Origin of the sequence: Allostigmatella hybrida, from assembly GCF_020103775.1 — a bacterium.
GTDB classification, from domain to species: domain Bacteria; phylum Myxococcota; class Myxococcia; order Myxococcales; family Myxococcaceae; genus Hyalangium; species Hyalangium aurantiaca.
Genome location: NZ_JAHXBH010000004.1, coordinates 92409 through 107868, shown reverse-complemented (window position 1 = coordinate 107868; position 15460 = coordinate 92409). Strand labels below are relative to the sequence as shown.

Sequence of the window (15460 nt, the reverse complement as noted above, 5' to 3'; positions counted from 1 at the left end):
CGCAAATGAGTACTGTCGGTGCGTCTCCCCTCACCCCATGGAGAGCGTGCCCATGAACCCGTCCCCTCCCCCCCCGGCTCAGCTCCTCGTCGATCTCGGCTTTGGATTCATCCTCTCCGGCGCCCTCGCGGCGGTCACCCAGCTCGGCGTCGCGGACCGTCTGGCCGAGGGGCCCAAGCATCCCGAGGTGCTCGCGAAAGAGCTGGGGGCCGATGCACGCTCGCTCTTCCGGCTGCTGCGCCTGCTGGCGAGCGTGAACGTGTTCGTTGAAGACGCCGAAGGCCGTTTTGGCCTGACCCCCGCCGCCCACCTGCTGCGCTCGCAGGTCCCCGGCTCGCTGCGGGATGCGGTGCTGATGCTCACCCAGAAAGTCTTCTGGCTTCCGGCGGGAGAGCTGGCGGAGACGGTGCGGACAGGACAGACGCCGTTCGATCGCATCTTCGGCAAGCCCTTCTTCGATTACCTCGCGGGCGATGCGGCGGAGGCGGCCACCTTCCACCAGGGAATGTCCAGCCTCTCGGACCTGGAGAACGGCCCCATCGCGCACAGCTATGACTTCAGCCCCTTCGAGCGGGTGGTGGATGTCGGCGGTGGACACGGAGGGTTCCTCATCGAGGCGCTCCGCGCCACGCCCTCGCTCCGCGGAGTGCTCTTCGACCATGCCCACGTCCTGAGCGGCTCCCGGATCGCCAGCGCCGGACTCTCGGACCGCTGCGAACAGGCCGTGGGGGATTTCTTCCAGACGGTTCCCGCAGACGCGGATGTGTATGTCCTGAAGCGCATCCTCCACGACTGGGGCGACGAGGTGTGCGTCAACATCCTGCGCAACTGCCGGAGCGCCATGAAGCCCGGAGGGCGCATCCTGGTCATCGATACGGTCATTCCCCCGGGCAACGGGCCCCATGGAGGCAAGGTGCTGGACGTCATGATGATGGCCTCGCTTCCGGGCCGCGAGCGCACCGAGGAGGACTTCCGGAAGCTCTTCGCCCTGGCGGGTCTCCGGCTGTCGCGCATCATCTCCACGCCAACGGCCCTCAGCATCACCGAGGCCGTTGCCGCCTGAAACAAGCGCCTGGCGCGTGCCAACCTCCGGACTTCCAGGTACAGAAAGCCGCCCGCTTCTGTCCTGGAGCCGTCCATGTCTGCCTCGCCCCGCTTGCTTCCTGCCCTGGTCCTCCTCTCTGCGCTGGGGTGCGCAGGCTCCCCGCACGCTCCCGCCCTCCGCCCGGAGGCACTGAGCCGGGTGGCCGCCGTTCATGGGGGCGCGGGCCCCTGGGCCGTCGCGGGCTACCGCATGGGCCAGTACGCGCTTCAGCACCTGGGGCTCCCGGCGGGCAGCTTCGAGCTGGAGGTCCTGCACCACAGCCCCCCACAGGTGCAGTTCGCCTGCATCGCGGATGGTGCGGCGGCCGCGACGGGCGCCAGCCTCGGCAAGCTCAACTTGTCCCTCGCGGAGGTAGCCCGTCCCGATGGCACCGCCACGGCTTTCCGCAACCGGGCCACGGGCCAGTCCGTCACGCTGAAGCCCGCCGCGCGCTTCTTCGAGCGCTATCTCAATGTCCCGCGCGAGCACCTGGCGGACGCGGGCAGCGAGGTGCTGACGCTTCCGGAGGCCGAGGTGTTCGAGGTGGTGGCCACCCCGTAGGCTTCCGTCCGTCCGGTTGCATCCAACAGAAACCTCCATCGTTACGGAAGGTTCTCCAAATCGTCAGAGAAGAGCGCATCTAGCAGCGTCGGCGCCTGCTCCCCATTGAAGAATCCGACTCGAATCCCAGGCAAAGGCACTTGCGCCAAAGCCAGGGGAAATGGACGGCAGCCCAGGCTTTGCTCGACAAGACGGGAGAGCGCATCAGCTTCAGCTTTCAGAGCGCCCGGGAATTCGAAGGAAAGCGCAGGGCGGGAGGGACGATACTGGCGCTGTTCTTCGCTCTCCCCCTCTTCTCCATATTTCTGAGCCGTACCGTAAACGACATAGAGCGGAGCAAGAACGCTCACGGCAGCGGCAATGCGAGTAACGAAGGTCTCTCCCCTGGGCTGAACTTCCTTGCGATAAACAAAGCAACGGAGGCAGGCGGAAGCAAACGGCTGCGTACCGGCGCCTACGCCATCCCCCGGGAATGCGCGTGGCAGTTCCTTGAGCAAGGTTCGCCACTCGTTCCAGGCCAAGGCTTTTTCCCAGCATGCGCGCCACCGATGGTGCTCCGGTGTACGCTGATAGGCCAGGAGAGGTTGGCTGTAGTCGTCCTCTTCGGCCGGGAAACCCTTGGCGTAGTACTGGTGAACCAATTGGACCAGTGCATCTTGTGTCAGTTCACTCATGGGACCTTGGGTTGCCAGGGATATCAAAGTACACGATCTCCAGCCCCTGGATTTCGCATTGAGACACGCGTGCCCCGTTTATCTCGTCGGACAGCAACCGTTGGTATCGAAGCTTGAAGCGACGGCACAGAATGGCGATCATTTCGCCGCGCTGGGCTTCGGATAACACCGAATGAGCGGCTTCATTCGCTACCACTGCAGCTGTCTGTTGAGCCATCCACAGAGGAATTTCTTTTCTCTGAATATTGCGAATGGGCACCCCTACTTCAAACTTGCAGAGATCGGTCGCCTTCGAATCCCCCTCTGTGATGCGGGCATGGATACAAACCGCACGCCATCCATCGGGATGTGACTCTCTGGAATCCACCGCGACGACCGTCTTGAAGCGGAAGTGCCCAGGCGTGATGCGCCCCGAGACGATCGCAGGCCCGGGAGCACAACCTGCCAGTAACAGGAGCGCTCCGAACTCGGACAAGAGTTTCCACAGCCTTGAGACGGCTCCGGGCACGGCTGCTCTCCTCATTTGACATCCGCCAACCGAGCCGACAAATCCTCAAGGGTCAATTTCTGCATTATCCCGTAGATCCACGTCCAACAGGAAGAGACCTACGGGTAGTTCGACGTGTCGGGCCGGGGTTGGGCTGCTACAGGTAGAAAGCACTTCCCGGCCCACACGTACCCATCGTCTTCACAAGGGGCTTGTACATTGACCCAGCACCCGCCCCGGATTTCCGTCTCCCGCTGGGGTTTGCAGGGCGGCCGCTTCTGTCCAGCGAACGGACGTTTGGGCATCTCCAACGCCACGAACTCACCTGGCAGCGTGGCATTCTCGAAGCTCGCTGCTGCGGCCAGCGCTTCCGGTGTCACGGAGGCATCGGCCAGGCCCACCGTTCCCGCATCCGGTTGCTCCGCTTCCGGGGGCGCCGGCCAGGAGTGCTCGGACACGCGCTGTGTGGACAGGCCAATCACAAGGCATGCCAGTACAGCCCCGATCAGCCCAGCCCGGAGCGGAGTCCTCCAGCCGAGGGGCTCCGGAACCACTGCCACCACGGGCCGAAAACCTGCCGAGGTCTCCAGAGAGCAGTCCGCCTCAGGGCCCGCCCGGACCGCCGCCGCCTCCAGCGCGTCCGCCAGCTCGCGTGCGCTGCCCCGCTCCGAGGGGCTCTCCGCCAGCATCTGCTCGATGAGCGCCGAGAGTTCCGGGATGATCCAGCGAACGCGCAAATGGGGTGGCTGCCGGACAGGCCGCGCCTCCTGGCGCGCGCCCTGCCCCACCGCCGGGTCTTCTTCCTGTGAAGGATAGACTCCAGTCACCATCCGGTAGGCGGTAACCCCCAAGGCATACACATCGTCCTCGGGCCCGGCTTGGTAACGCGCGCCATCCCACGCATGGGCCGCTGTGTGGCGCAGGGCCTGGGGACTCCGGTAGGGCCGTGTTCCCGGAGCGAGCGGAGCCTCCGTGAGCGGTGGTGCCTCCGGGTACGTTCCGGAACCGAAATCCACCAAGGACGCCTTTCCATTGGCCCCCACGAGGACATTGGCGCCCTTCACATCCCGGTGCAGGCATTGGGCCGCGTGGGTTGCCTGAAGGGCACGGCACAGCTGCGCGAGCAGCCAGAGAACCTGGCGCGAGCTGGGCGAGCACTCCCAGGCCCATTGGTACAGGGGAAGCCCCTCCACCCACTCCATGACGAGATAGGGATGAGGCACCCGCCAGCGGCCTCCCGTCCATTCCCCCCGGGCGAGCAGGCGGGGAATTCCCGGGTGGAGAATCCGGGACAGCACCTCCGCTTCGCGCTCGAAGCGCTCCTCCCGGGAGCGCAGGGCCACCTTGAGGGCCACCCACCCCGCCGCCTCCTGCCCCTCCAGCACGGCGCGGTAGACGGCGCCGTACGCTCCACGGCCCGCGCCGCTGACGATCTGCCAGGAACCGATGATGGTGCCAGGGGGGAGCTTCTCGGGAGATGCCGTGTCCATGGGAGCCTCGCAGGGGCGGCCGGTTGCCTTCACCGGCCCCCACCCTACTCCCCGAGTCACCGCCTGTCAGCCCTCCCCGTTGGGTTACCCGTCTTCGCCTGGACTCAGGGAGAGGGAACGATGTCCTCCGGCGGCGAGGGCTCCGGACCAAAGCCCGCATCCTGCGCCACGGCGGAGAAGCGGCCCTCCAGGCTGCGGCCCGCGCCGTAGCTGTCTCCCCGCTGGAAGGAGAGGGAGAAATCTCCGCTCGTGGGCTCACCAATGCCGCCGCCCTCGTCCAGGGAGAGGTCTCCCTTGTCCACCGGACCGAAGAGCCGGGCGGGCTCTCCGGCCGAGAGGTGGACCACCGTCGTCCGGGCCATTCCGGACGCCGTGGTGCCCGCCAGGTTCACCTTCCTGCCGGGCCGCAGGTCCAGCCCCTCGGTGGCCAGCGTGAGCCGCACCACCAGGTCCACATCCTGCCCCGCGTTCCGGTAGTAGCTGACCTGAAGCGCCTCGGCGTTGCGCAACACCTCCACGCGCGAGACCTCCAGCGAGAAGAGTTCCTCCACGCTGCCCGACAGCGAGTTGGGGCCGCCGCAGCCCAGCAGCCCCCCTGCCGCCAGCAGGCCCACGAGCCCTCTTCTCAGCCCCGGGCCCGCCTGGCTCATCGCTCCACCGCGAGCTTGAGGGCGCCGCTTCCTGGCGCCCGGTAGGCGATGACCCGCTGCCCCGTGGAGAGGTACGCCATCTTCGGAGACCAGCCGCCGTCCGCGTCCACCAGCGCCTCGCGCCAGTTGCCTGCGATGCGCGTGGTCACCCGCAGTTCGTCGTCGTTCGGGTTGCAGCTGCCCTCGTTGATCCCCGACGCGTTCGAGCAGATGTAGAAGGCGATGGACGGCTCATGCGTCGTGGGGTCGATGGCCAGCGACGGGTACCAGCCGCCCGTGCCCGACGCGTAGACGGGATCCGGCTCGGTCCAGTCCCCCTCGGCGGCGCACCGCGAGGCCGACGTTCCCTCGCAGGACGTGAACGTGAGCCGGTTGGCGGAGCGCTCCACCACGGCGACGCCGAAGCCCAACACCGGGTCCCACGCCAGCGAGGCGCCCCGCTGCGTGTTGGACACCGCCTGCACCTGTACATCCTTCGTCCAGGTGCCGTTCGCGTTGCGCCGCTGGAACAGGACATTCGAGCCTGTGCCCTCCGCGCTCCCGGACACCTGGTCATGCACCAGCACCGGCTGCCCGTCCGCCATCACCATCTCGATGTGGCCACCGTAGGCGCGCTTGTCGTTCCCCCCCGCGGACACAACGGCGTGCGTCCAGGTGTCCGGGCCTCCCACGGCCACTTCCAGATCGCTCGCTTCATAGTCCTGCTTGTCAAACTGGCCCTGGTGGACGTCGCGGTAAGCGACGATCGCCTGCGTCCCATTGAAGACGAGCGCGGGGTTGATGCCCACGACGTTGCCGCTGTCGCTCACCGGGTTGCCGGCCTTCGCCTCGTTGCTCTCGCGCACGGCCACCTTCTTCATCCACTGGCCCGAGGCGTTCCGGTAGGCCACCTCCTGGTCATTCAGGAACCAGAAGGCCGCGGCGGGATCCTCCGCGCCCCCGAGGTAGGCCACCGCCGGGCGGCCGTTCCCGTCGAACGCCAGCGACAGGCCGTACACCATCTTCACGGTGGTGATCGTCTCGGGCGTGGAGACCCGGCCGTCACTGCCCGTCTGGACGTAGCGAATCTCGTACTGGGCATCACTCACCCGGAAGAAGTACGCCACGCCGACCGTGTCCCCTGGCCCCACCGCGAGTGACAGGGGTTGCAGGTCGGTGCTCGCCGCATCCAGCGTGAAGCGCTGGTAGGGCGAGTCCTTGTTCGGATCCACGGGGTTGGGCCCCGCGTCGTTGTTGCCCCCGCCGCCACCGCCGCCGTCGTCGCCCTTGCAGCCTGCCAGCGCGAGCATCAGGCACAGTCCCCATGCATGCCGTCTCATCACGTCTCCTCCGGTGTCGGCCGAGTTGAAGGCCGCCATCCTACGCTACCGGCCCGGTTTCCAAAGCCCGAGGACCGGCCTAGGCTGGCCCCCGCATGGCCCGCAAACGCCCTTCTTCGAGGCGCCTGTCCCGGCGCTCCTTCATCCAGCGGCTGACCTTCTTCGGCGGGGGCGTGGTGCTGCTGGGCCCCACGGCCTGCAAGCGCTCGGCCTCGGACGAGGCCCCGGCCGCCCCGGCGGCCCCCCTCTCGGATTCGCCGCATGGCACCTTCACCGGCCGGGAGTTCGTCACCATGGCCGCCGCCTGCGAGCGCATCCTCCCCAAGGACGAAGACCCCGGTGCGCAGGACGCCCAGGTGCCCGCCTACATCGACCGGATCCTCCAGACGCCGGAGCTGAAGCAGATGAAGAGCGATTTCCTCCAGGGGCTCGCCGCCCTGGAGCGCCGCTCGCGGAGCATGTTCCAGAAGGGCTTCAGCGAGGCCACGCCCTCCCAGCAGGATGAGCTGCTGGCCATCTTCAAGGACAGCCGGTCCGGCAGCGGCGAGGCGCACTTCTATGAGCTGCTCCTGCTGCTGACGCTGGAGGGCTTCCTGGGAGACCCCTCCTACGGCGGCAACAAGGACCGGGTGGGCTGGAAGCTGGTGGGCTTCGACACGGTGGGCACCGTGGCCATGGCGCCCCCCGAGGGCTACGACGGACCGAAGTGCCTGCGCGAGTGCGGTGAGCACCGATGACGAAGGCGCCGGTGGACGTCTGCATCATTGGCAGCGGCGCGGGGGGAGCCCCCATGGCGCTGGAGCTGGGGCGCGCCGGGCTGAAGGTGGTGGTGCTGGAGAAGGGCGCGCACTACCGGCCCAAGGACTTCGTCCACGACGAGATCCTCAACAGCCGCCGCAACTTCTTCATGCCCCTGCCGTGGGAGGAGCCGCACCTGGTCCGCCAGGGCGAGCAGGCCCGCTACGAGCGCTCCAACGCCGCCTGGACCGCCAACTGCGTGGGCGGTGGCACCGTGCACATGAGCGGCTACTTCTACCGGCTCAAACCGGTGGACTTCCGGCTGCGCTCCACGCTGGGCAAGCTCCCAGGGGCGAACCTCGCGGACTGGCCCATCTCCTACGAGGAGCTGGCGCCCTTCTATGACCAGGCCGAGGCGGAGCTGGGCGTCTCCGGCACGTCCATCCCCCACCCCTTCGCCGAGCCCCGGAGCAAGCCCTACCCGCTTCCGCCCCTGGACGTGCACCCCATCGCGCAGGAGCTCGACCGGGTGTGCCGCGAGATGCACTGGCACTCGCTGCCCACCGCCCGCGGCATCATCAGCCAGCCCTACCGGGGCCGGACGGCGTGCGCGTACTGCGCGCTGTGCGGAAGCTATGGCTGCGAGGTGGGGGCCAAGAGCGGGACCGATGCCAGCCTCATCCCCGCGGCCCTCGCCACCGGCAACGTGGAGCTGCGCCCCGGGTGCATGGCCCGCTCCATCGAGGTGGACAAGGCGGGGCGGGCCCGGAGCGTCGTGTACCGGGATCCGGACGGCGTGGAGCAGGAGCAGCCCGCGAAGCTCATCGTGGTCTCGTGCACGGCGGTGGAGAGCGCGCGGCTGCTGCTCAACTCCACCTCGTCCCGCTTTCCAAAGGGGCTGGCGAATGGGAGCGGCCAGGTGGGCCGCAACCTGATGTTCAGCTCATTCGGCGAGTCCAGCGCCGTCTTCCGCGTCTCCCGGAGCCAAACCTCCCGCCCGTGGCTGGCGGCTCCGGGCCCCTTCATCAACCGGAGCGTCCAGGACTTCTACCTGATGCCGGACGAGCGGTTCGGCTTCCGCAAGGGCGGGACGCTGGGCTTCATGTGGGCCCATCCCAACCCCATCTTCGCGGCCGTGGGGCTCGCGGGCCAGGGAACGAGGGGTGTTTTCGGCAAGGCCCTGAAAGACAAACTCCGGGAGTACCGGGACTCGCGCATCCTCCAGTTCGAGGTCTACGGCGAGTTCCTCGCCACCCCTGGCACATATGTGACGGTGGAGCCGGGGGTGAAGGACAAGCATGGCCTGCCCGTCGCCGCCATCACGCTGGACCGGCACCCCATGGACTTCGCCGCCACCCGTTTCCTCGTCGAGCGGGGAGAGGAGCTGCTCCTGAGGATGGAGCCGGACAGCCTCCAGCGCGGAACGCTGTCCGGAGAGACCACCATCCTTCAGCATGGCACCTGCCGGTTCGGCAACGACCCGGCCACCTCCGTGCTCGACAAGGATTGCCGGGCCCACGAGGTGCCCAACCTCTACGTGGTGGACGGAAGCTTCATGCCCAGCGCCGGCAGCGTGCCCTCCACGCTCACCATCGTGGCCAACAGCTTCCGCGTGGCCCACCACCTCGTGCGCAAGCTCAAGCTCAGATGATGGGCACGCCGCCGGTGACGGCGATGCGCGCGCCAGACACGTAGCTGCCCGCGTCGGAGGCCAGCAGGACGTAGATGGGGGCGAGCTCCGCGGGCTGGCCCGGGCGCTTGAGCGGCACCTCCGACCCGAAGCTCTCCACCTGCTCGGTGGGCATGGTGGCCGGAATGAGTGGCGTCCAGATGGGGCCCGGCGCCACGCTGTTGGCCCGGATACCCTTCTCCGCGAGCATCTGCGCGAGGCTTCCCGTGAAGTTGACGATGGCCGCCTTCGTGGCCGAGTAGGGCATCAGCTTCGGCTTGGGCGTGTCGGAGTTGACCGAGGCGGTGTTGATGATGGACGCGCCATGCTTCATGTGCGGCACGGCCGCCTTGGTGAGATAGAACATCGCGTGGATGTTCGTGTCGAAGGTGCGCTTCCACTCCTCGTCGGAGATTTCGTCCAGGGAGTCCCGCGTCATCTGAAACGCCGCGTTGTTGACGAGGATGTCGAGCCGGCCGAAGGCCTCCACGGCGCGCGCGACGATGGCGCGGCAGTGCGCCGCATCCTGGATGTCCCCCGGAACGAGCACCGCCTTGCGTCCCGCTTCCTTCACCAGCTTCGCCGTGTCGCGGGCGTCCTGCTCCTCGTTCAGATAGGAGATGAGGACATCGGCACCCTCGCGCGCGAAGGCGATGGCGACCGCACGGCCGATGCCGCTGTCCCCGCCGGTGATGATGGCGGCCTTGCCCGTCAGCTTGCCGCTTCCCTTGTAGCTCGTCTCGCCGTGGTCCGGCTTGGGCTGCATCGAGCCGGTGGCGCCAGGCTCGGATTGCGGTTGCTTGGGAAAGGGCGGCTTCGGGAAGGAAGGCATGTCGGAGCGCTCCGGGGCCAACGGGCGGCGGGATACCGGGGGTCTGGCCCTGCTCCTACAGGTCTGTGTCCTGTGCAGTCCCCTCCCCACTGTCCTCCAGTCCAAGAAGGGGCGTGGGCAATGCCTTCCAGCCGAACAACTTTGTTGGCCCCTGTGAGGGGACCTTATAAAACGGCCCGCCCTCGCACCGCATGCAGCGTGCCGGGACCCTCGACCGGAGTCGCCGCATGACAAAGCTCGGCCACGCTCTCATCACTGCCCTGGGACTCGGTCTGCTGCTGGGAACATTCCCCGCCCAGGCCCAGACCTTCCTGACCATCGGCACCGTCAACAACGGCGATATGGTCCGCATGCAGCTGCTCGCCAAGGAATACGAGGCCAAGCACCCGGACGTGCGCCTCAACTGGGTGGTGCTCGACGAGAACACCCTCCGCCAGCGGCTGACGACCGACATCACCACCAACGGTGGCCAGTTCGACGTCATCACCATCGGAGCCTACGAGGCCCCCATGTGGGGCCGGCAGAACTGGCTCACCGAGCTGAAGAACCTGCCCGCCTCCTACGGCGTCGAAGACCTGATGCCCAACGTGCGCAAGCAGCTCAGCGTCGACGGGCGCCTGTACGCCGTGCCCTTCTACTCCGAGGGCTCCATCACCTACTACCGCACCGACCTGTTCGCCGCGAAGGGGCTCACCATGCCCGAGGAGCCCACGTGGGAGCAGATCCGCGGCTTCGCGGAGAAGCTGCATGAGCCCGCGCGCGGCATCTACGGCATCTGCCTGCGCGGCAAGGCCGGCTGGGGCGAGAACATGGCCCTGGTCACCACCATGGTGAATGCCTTCGGCGGGCGCTGGTTCGATGAGCGCTGGGAGCCGGAGATCGACAGCCCCGAGTGGCACAAGGCGGTGAACTTCTACGTCGATATGCTCTCGGCGTTCGGCCCGCCCGGTCCCAGCAGCAACGGCTTCAACGAGAACCTTGCCCTGTTCAACGCCGGCAAGTGTGGCATGTGGGTGGATGCCAGCGTGGCCGGCGCCTTCGTCACCGACCGCACCCAGAGCCAGGTGCCCGACAAGGCCGGCTTCGCCAAGGCGCCCCGGCAAATCACCGCCAAGGGCAGCTCGTGGCTGTGGACCTGGGCGCTCGCCATCCCCGCGAGCTCCCGCAAGCAGCAGGCCGCGCTCGACTTCATCCTCTGGGCCACTTCCAAGGAGTACGGCGAGCTCGTCGCCCAGCGCTACGGCATCTCCGCCATGCCCCCCGGCACGCGGCTGTCCACCTACGCCAACCCAGCCTACCTGGAGGCCACCCCCTTCGCGAAGGTGACCCAGGAGGCCATCCTCACCGCGGACCCGACCTCGCCGTCCATCAAGCCGGTGCCGTACGTCGGCGTGCAGTTCGCCACCATCCCCGAGTTCCAGGCCGTCGCGAGCCTCGTGGGACGGCAGATCTCCGGAGCCCTGGCGGGCAACACCCGCGTCGACAAGATCCTCCACACCTCCCAGGGCGCAGTGCGCCGCACCATGAAGCGCGCCGGCTACTACGACGCGAAGTAGGCCCGTCCCTTCCCCTTGCGCTGATCCCCTTCCCCGCTCCGGAGTTCCGCGATGCGCGCCTCTCGCCCCACCTCACGTACCGGACGCCTCATGGTCTCGCCGGCCGTCCTGATGCTGTTCGTCTGGATGATCGTCCCGCTGGCCATGACGGTGTACTTCTCCACGCAGTACTACAACCTCCTCTACCCCGGTAAGACGTCCTTCGTCGGGCTGGAGAACTTCGCCTACTTCTTCACCTACCCGAGCTTCCTCACCAGCGTGCTCAACACGCTGTTGCTCGTGGGCAGCGTGCTGGCCATCACCGTCGTGCTCGGGGTGCTCATCAGCGTGCTGGTGGATGCGCCGTTCCCCGGGCAGGGCATCGTGCGCATGCTGCTCATCTCCCCGTTCTTCATCATGCCCACGGTCAGCGCCCTGGTCTGGAAGAACCTCCTGATGAACCCCGTGTCGGGCTTCTTCGCCTGGCTGTCGGTCTCGCTGGGGATGACGCCGGTCAACTGGTTCTCCGACTGGCCCCTGCTGTCCATCATCCTCATCGTCGCCTGGGAGTGGCTGCCGTTCGCGGTGCTCATCTTCATCACCGCCCTTCAATCGATGAACCAGGAGCAGAAGGATGCCGCGCAGATGGATGGCGCCAACGCCTTCGCCGTCTTCCGCTACCTCACCCTGCCCCACCTGGCCCGCCCCATCGCGGTGGTGGTGATGGTGGAGTCCATCTTCCTGCTCAACATCTTCGCGGAGATTTTCACCACCACGAGCGGCGGCCCCGGGGATGCGACGACCAACCTGCCCTTCCTCATCTTCACCCAGGCGCTGCTCGAGTTCGACGTGGGCGCGGCCTCCGCGGGCGGCCTGGTCGCCGTGGTGCTGGCCAACGTCGTCGCCTACTTCCTGATCCGCCTCATCGGCAAGTCGCTCACCGAAGCCTAGGAGGACCCGCCATGTCCAAGCAGAAACAACGCCGCCGGACCCTCGACACCTTGCGCGCGGTGGCCTCCTGGCTCGTCGCGCTGATCATCTTCTTCCCCATCCTGTGGATGGTGCTCACCAGCTTCAAGACCGAGCTGGGCGCCTTCTCCATGCCCCCGGAGTTCCTCTTCGCGCCCACGCTGGAGAACTACCGGGAGATCATGGAGCGCAGCGACTACATGCACTTCGCCTGGAACTCACTGCTGACCAGCGGCGGCTCCACCATTCTGGGCATGCTGGTGGCGGTACCGGCCGCCTACGGCTTCGCCTTCCACCCCTCGCTGCGCACCCGCGGCACCCTGATGTGGATGCTCTCCACCAAGATGCTGCCCGGGGTGGGCGTGCTGGTGCCCATCTACCTCATCGCCCGGAGCCTGGGGCTGCTCGACTCGCGCATCCTGCTCATCGTCATCTTCGCGCTCATCAACCTGCCCATCATGGTGTGGATGATCTACACCTACTTCCGCGACATCCCGCGCGACATCCTCGAGGCGGCGCGCATGGACGGCGCCACCACGTTCCAGGAGATCCGCCGGGTGCTGCTGCCCGTCAGCCGCGGGGGGCTCGCGTCCACCGCGCTGCTGGCGCTCATCCTGAGCTGGAACGAGGCCTTCTGGTCGCTGAACCTCACCACCACGAACGCCGCGCCCCTGAGCGCGCTGGTCGCCTCCTTCGCCAGCCCGGAAGGTCTTTTCTGGGCCAAGCTCTCCGCCGTCTCCACCCTCGCCTGCGCGCCGATTCTCGTGCTCGGTTGGGGCTCACAGAAACAGCTCGTCCGCGGCCTCACCTTCGGCGCCGTTAAGTAATTCTTGGGGGTCTTCCATGGCAACTCTCGACATCCGTTCCCTGACCAAATCCTTCGGAGACACCCGCGTCATCAAAGGCGTGGACCTGCGCGTCGAGGATCATGAGTTCTGCGTCTTCCTGGGGCCCTCCGGCTGCGGCAAGTCCACGCTGCTGCGGCTCATCGCCGGCCTGGAGGACGCCACCACCGGGGAGATTCTCCTCGATGGCAAGCCCATCACGGACCTGCCCCCCGCCCGGCGCAACCTGGCGATGGTGTTTCAGTCCTACGCGCTCTATCCGCACATGACCGTGCGGCAGAACATGTCCTTCGCGCTGGACCTGGCCAAGGTCGAGCGCAGCGTCATCGACGAGAAGGTGCAGCGCACCGCGCGCATCCTGGAGCTGGAGCCCCTGCTCGACCGCAAGCCCGCCGCGCTCTCCGGCGGCCAGCGGCAGCGTGTGGCCATTGGCCGCGCCATCGTGCGCGAGCCGCGCATCTTCCTGTTCGACGAGCCGCTGTCCAACCTGGATGCCTCGCTGCGCGCGCAGATGCGGCTGGAGATCGCCCGCCTGCACCAGGAGTTCAAGGCGACGATGATCTACGTCACCCACGACCAGGTCGAGGCGATGACGCTGGCCAACAAGGTGGTCCTCTTCAACGGGGGCAACATCGAGCAGCAGGGCTCGCCGCAGGAGCTGTACCACCGGCCCGTCAACCGCTTCGTGGCCGCGTTCCTCGGCACCCCGCAGATGGCCTTCATGGAGGCCACCCAGCAGGGCAACACGCTGGTGCTGGCCAGTGGGCAGTCCATCCCCGCGCCCGCGGCGCTCCCGGGCGCGCAGCAGGGCCGCCGCGTGACGATTGGCGTGCGCCCCGAGCAGCTCTCGCTGGCGCCTGCCGGCCAGGGCACGCTGGATGGCCGCATCGACGTCATCGAGCGGCTGGGCAGCGATGCCTACGTCTACCTCAACACCCCCAACCTGGGCCGGCTCACGGTCCGTGGCCCTGGCGATCTCGCCGCCACGCAGGGTGCCGCCGCCGCCGTGCAGATCCAGCCCAACGGCTTCCATGTCTTCGACGCTGACGGCGTGGCCATCTACCACCCCCAGCACTCCTGACCTCCGCCATGCACCCACTTGATCAGGCCCACCTCTCCACGCTTCCCGCCTCGGTCATTCGCCCGGGATACGACCGCGGCCAGGTGAAGGCCGGCATCGCGCACATCGGCGTGGGCGGGTTCCACCGCGCGCACCTGGCCATCTACCTCGACCGCTGCCTGGCCCGTCCCGGCCAGCAGCAGTGGGGGCTGTGCGGCATCAACCTGCTGCCGCAGGACGCCCCCATGGCCGCGGCGATGAAGCGCCAGGATGGGCTCTACACCGTGAGCGAGATGGCGCCGGATGGCACGCACACCTCGCGCGTCGTCGAGGCCATGGTCGAGTACCTGTACGCCCAGGACAACCCCCGCGCCGTGCTGGACCGGCTCAGCCAGCCGGACATCCGCATCGTGTCACTGACCATCACCGAGGGCGGCTACCTCATCGATGAGCACGGCCAGTTCAACCTGAAGCACCCCTCCGTCGTGTACGACCTGGAGCACCCGGGCGAGCCGCGCAGCGCGTTCGGCTTCATCGTCGAGGCGCTGGACCGCCGCCGCAAGGCAGGCCACAAGCCCTTCACGGTGATGTCTTGCGACAACCTGCGCCACAACGGCGTGCAGGCCCGCCGGGCGTGCGTGGCCTTCGCCAAGGCGAAGGACCCCCAGCTCGCCGCCTGGATCGAGCGCGAGGTGGGCTTCCCCAACGCCATGGTGGACCGCATCACCCCCGCCACGGACAACGCCACCCGGCAGAAGCTGCGGGAGCTGACCGGCGTGGACGATGCCGCCCCCGTCATCTGCGAGGACTTCATCCAGTGGGTGCTGGAGGACGACTTCCGCGATGGCCGCCCGGAGTGGGACGCCGTGGGCGTCATGCTCACCCCGGATGTGACGCCGTACGAGGACGCGAAGATCCGCCTCCTCAACGCGACCCACACCCTGCTGTCCTACCCGGCCTACCTCGCCGGGTTCCGCAAGGTGGATGACGTCCTGCACGACGGGCTCTTCGCCCAGTACCTGAAGGACTTCCTCGACCTCGACGCGGGGTACTGGCTGAAGTCCCTGCCCGGGCTGGACCTCACCGCCTACAAGGCCAAGCTGCTCCAGCGCTTCGGCAACCGCGCCGTGGGCGACCAGGTGGCCCGGCTGTGCATGGATGGCGGCTCGAAGATCTCCGGCTTCGTGCTGCCCACCCTGCACGAGATCCTGAAGAACGGGCGCCCCTACCACCGCATCGCGTTCTTCCTGGCAAGCTACGAGCGCTACCTCAAGGGCAAGGACGAGCGCGGCGAGGCCTACCCCATCGTCGAGCCCAACGCCCGCCACCTGCTGGAGCCGGTCATCCAGAGTGACTCGCCCCGGACCCTGCTCGAGCTGACCGACGTCGTCGGGACCCAGATCCCCGCGCACCCGGGCTTCGTCGCCCTGTACCTCCAGCTGCGCAAGAAGCTCGACACGCAAGGCGTGGTGGCCACGCTGAAGGAAATCGTCGCCGCGGGCGACCAGCTCCCCGCGGACGCGGCCTCCTGAGAACCCGAGCCTGAC

At 67.6% G+C, this 15460-nt stretch carries 15 protein-coding genes; 9 read left to right on the top strand and 6 right to left on the bottom strand.

Translation table 11 applies throughout. The features are described 5' to 3' along the window. Positions 1-52: 52 nt before the first annotated feature. Positions 53-1063, top strand: a complete 1011-nt coding sequence (locus tag KY661_RS09435; protein ID WP_225409896.1) for an acetylserotonin O-methyltransferase — start codon at positions 53-55, stop codon at positions 1061-1063. 75 nt (positions 1064-1138) lie between these two features. Continuing rightward, on the top strand, positions 1139-1645 hold the full coding sequence (locus KY661_RS09430) for an FmdE family protein (RefSeq protein WP_225409895.1): 507 nt from the start codon (positions 1139-1141) through the stop codon (positions 1643-1645). 41 nt (positions 1646-1686) lie between these two features. On the opposite strand, the gene KY661_RS09425 is transcribed toward KY661_RS09430, so the two are convergent. From KY661_RS09425 to KY661_RS09405, 5 genes are all read right to left on the bottom strand, one after another. Further along, positions 1687-2319: a hypothetical protein gene (locus tag KY661_RS09425; protein ID WP_225409894.1), complete on the bottom strand. Its 633-nt coding sequence runs from the start codon at positions 2317-2319 to the stop codon at positions 1687-1689. After that, positions 2312-2827, bottom strand: a complete 516-nt coding sequence (locus tag KY661_RS09420; protein ID WP_225409893.1) for a hypothetical protein — start codon at positions 2825-2827, stop codon at positions 2312-2314. The genes KY661_RS09425 and KY661_RS09420 overlap by 8 nt, the downstream gene beginning before the upstream one ends. Positions 2828-2925: 98 nt before the next feature. Then, on the bottom strand, positions 2926-4296 hold the full coding sequence (locus KY661_RS09415) for a serine/threonine protein kinase (RefSeq protein ID WP_225409892.1): 1371 nt from the start codon (positions 4294-4296) through the stop codon (positions 2926-2928). A 104-nt stretch (positions 4297-4400) separates the two neighbouring features. Then, a complete protein-coding gene (locus KY661_RS09410) occupies positions 4401-4946 on the bottom strand; it encodes a hypothetical protein (RefSeq protein WP_225409891.1) in 546 nt (181 codons plus the stop codon). Then, on the bottom strand, positions 4943-6265 hold the full coding sequence (locus KY661_RS09405; RefSeq protein ID WP_225409890.1) for a hypothetical protein: 1323 nt from the start codon (positions 6263-6265) through the stop codon (positions 4943-4945). The genes KY661_RS09410 and KY661_RS09405 overlap by 4 nt, the downstream gene beginning before the upstream one ends. A 95-nt stretch (positions 6266-6360) precedes the next feature. On the opposite strand from KY661_RS09405, the gene KY661_RS09400 reads away from it, so the two are divergent. Next, a complete protein-coding gene (locus KY661_RS09400; RefSeq protein WP_225409889.1) occupies positions 6361-7002 on the top strand; it encodes a gluconate 2-dehydrogenase subunit 3 family protein in 642 nt (213 codons plus the stop codon). After that, positions 6999-8654, top strand: coding sequence for a GMC family oxidoreductase (locus KY661_RS09395; RefSeq protein WP_225409888.1), 1656 nt, complete (start codon positions 6999-7001; stop codon positions 8652-8654). Before KY661_RS09400 ends, KY661_RS09395 begins: the two co-directional genes overlap by 4 nt. On the opposite strand, the gene KY661_RS09390 is transcribed toward KY661_RS09395, so the two are convergent. Continuing rightward, entirely contained in the window at positions 8647-9504 is an 858-nt protein-coding gene (locus tag KY661_RS09390; protein ID WP_225409887.1) for a glucose 1-dehydrogenase, read from the bottom strand. The genes KY661_RS09395 and KY661_RS09390 overlap by 8 nt on opposite strands. A 227-nt stretch (positions 9505-9731) precedes the next feature. On the opposite strand from KY661_RS09390, the gene KY661_RS09385 reads away from it, so the two are divergent. Genes KY661_RS09385 through KY661_RS09365 form a run of 5 tightly spaced genes read left to right on the top strand, consistent with a single transcriptional unit; the run spans position 9732 to position 15445 of the window. Continuing rightward, on the top strand, positions 9732-11060 hold the full coding sequence (locus KY661_RS09385) for an ABC transporter substrate-binding protein (RefSeq protein ID WP_225409886.1): 1329 nt from the start codon (positions 9732-9734) through the stop codon (positions 11058-11060). 51 nt (positions 11061-11111) lie between these two features. Continuing rightward, complete coding sequence (locus KY661_RS09380; RefSeq protein ID WP_225409885.1) at positions 11112-11990, top strand: carbohydrate ABC transporter permease; 879 nt, start codon at positions 11112-11114, stop codon at positions 11988-11990. An 11-nt stretch (positions 11991-12001) separates the two neighbouring features. Next, complete coding sequence (locus KY661_RS09375; RefSeq protein ID WP_225409884.1) at positions 12002-12835, top strand: carbohydrate ABC transporter permease; 834 nt, start codon at positions 12002-12004, stop codon at positions 12833-12835. Between the two features lie 16 nt (positions 12836-12851). Continuing rightward, complete coding sequence (locus KY661_RS09370; protein ID WP_225409883.1) at positions 12852-13934, top strand: ABC transporter ATP-binding protein; 1083 nt, start codon at positions 12852-12854, stop codon at positions 13932-13934. An 8-nt stretch (positions 13935-13942) separates the two neighbouring features. After that, the gene (locus tag KY661_RS09365) at positions 13943-15445 is read left to right on the top strand and encodes a mannitol dehydrogenase family protein (RefSeq protein WP_225409882.1); all 1503 of its coding nucleotides are present in this window, start codon (positions 13943-13945) and stop codon (positions 15443-15445) included. Positions 15446-15460: the final 15 nt, after the last annotated feature.

What these genes read in the sequence shown, in the direction of transcription:
- KY661_RS09435 (WP_225409896.1), top strand. Translation starts at nt 53, where the DNA reads ATGAACCCGTCCCCTCCCCCCCCGGCTCAGCTCCTCGTCGATCTCGGC.
- KY661_RS09430 (WP_225409895.1), top strand. Translation starts at nt 1,139, where the DNA reads ATGTCTGCCTCGCCCCGCTTGCTTCCTGCCCTGGTCCTCCTCTCTGCG.
- KY661_RS09425 (WP_225409894.1), bottom strand. Translation starts at nt 2,319, where the DNA reads ATGAGTGAACTGACACAAGATGCACTGGTCCAATTGGTTCACCAGTAC.
- KY661_RS09415 (WP_225409892.1), bottom strand. Translation starts at nt 4,296, where the DNA reads ATGGACACGGCATCTCCCGAGAAGCTCCCCCCTGGCACCATCATCGGT.
- KY661_RS09410 (WP_225409891.1), bottom strand. Translation starts at nt 4,946, where the DNA reads ATGAGCCAGGCGGGCCCGGGGCTGAGAAGAGGGCTCGTGGGCCTGCTG.
- KY661_RS09405 (WP_225409890.1), bottom strand. Translation starts at nt 6,265, where the DNA reads ATGAGACGGCATGCATGGGGACTGTGCCTGATGCTCGCGCTGGCAGGC.
- KY661_RS09400 (WP_225409889.1), top strand. Translation starts at nt 6,361, where the DNA reads ATGGCCCGCAAACGCCCTTCTTCGAGGCGCCTGTCCCGGCGCTCCTTC.
- KY661_RS09395 (WP_225409888.1), top strand. Translation starts at nt 6,999, where the DNA reads ATGACGAAGGCGCCGGTGGACGTCTGCATCATTGGCAGCGGCGCGGGG.
- KY661_RS09390 (WP_225409887.1), bottom strand. Translation starts at nt 9,504, where the DNA reads ATGCCTTCCTTCCCGAAGCCGCCCTTTCCCAAGCAACCGCAATCCGAG.
- KY661_RS09385 (WP_225409886.1), top strand. Translation starts at nt 9,732, where the DNA reads ATGACAAAGCTCGGCCACGCTCTCATCACTGCCCTGGGACTCGGTCTG.
- KY661_RS09380 (WP_225409885.1), top strand. Translation starts at nt 11,112, where the DNA reads ATGCGCGCCTCTCGCCCCACCTCACGTACCGGACGCCTCATGGTCTCG.
- KY661_RS09375 (WP_225409884.1), top strand. Translation starts at nt 12,002, where the DNA reads ATGTCCAAGCAGAAACAACGCCGCCGGACCCTCGACACCTTGCGCGCG.
- KY661_RS09370 (WP_225409883.1), top strand. Translation starts at nt 12,852, where the DNA reads ATGGCAACTCTCGACATCCGTTCCCTGACCAAATCCTTCGGAGACACC.
- KY661_RS09365 (WP_225409882.1), top strand. Translation starts at nt 13,943, where the DNA reads ATGCACCCACTTGATCAGGCCCACCTCTCCACGCTTCCCGCCTCGGTC.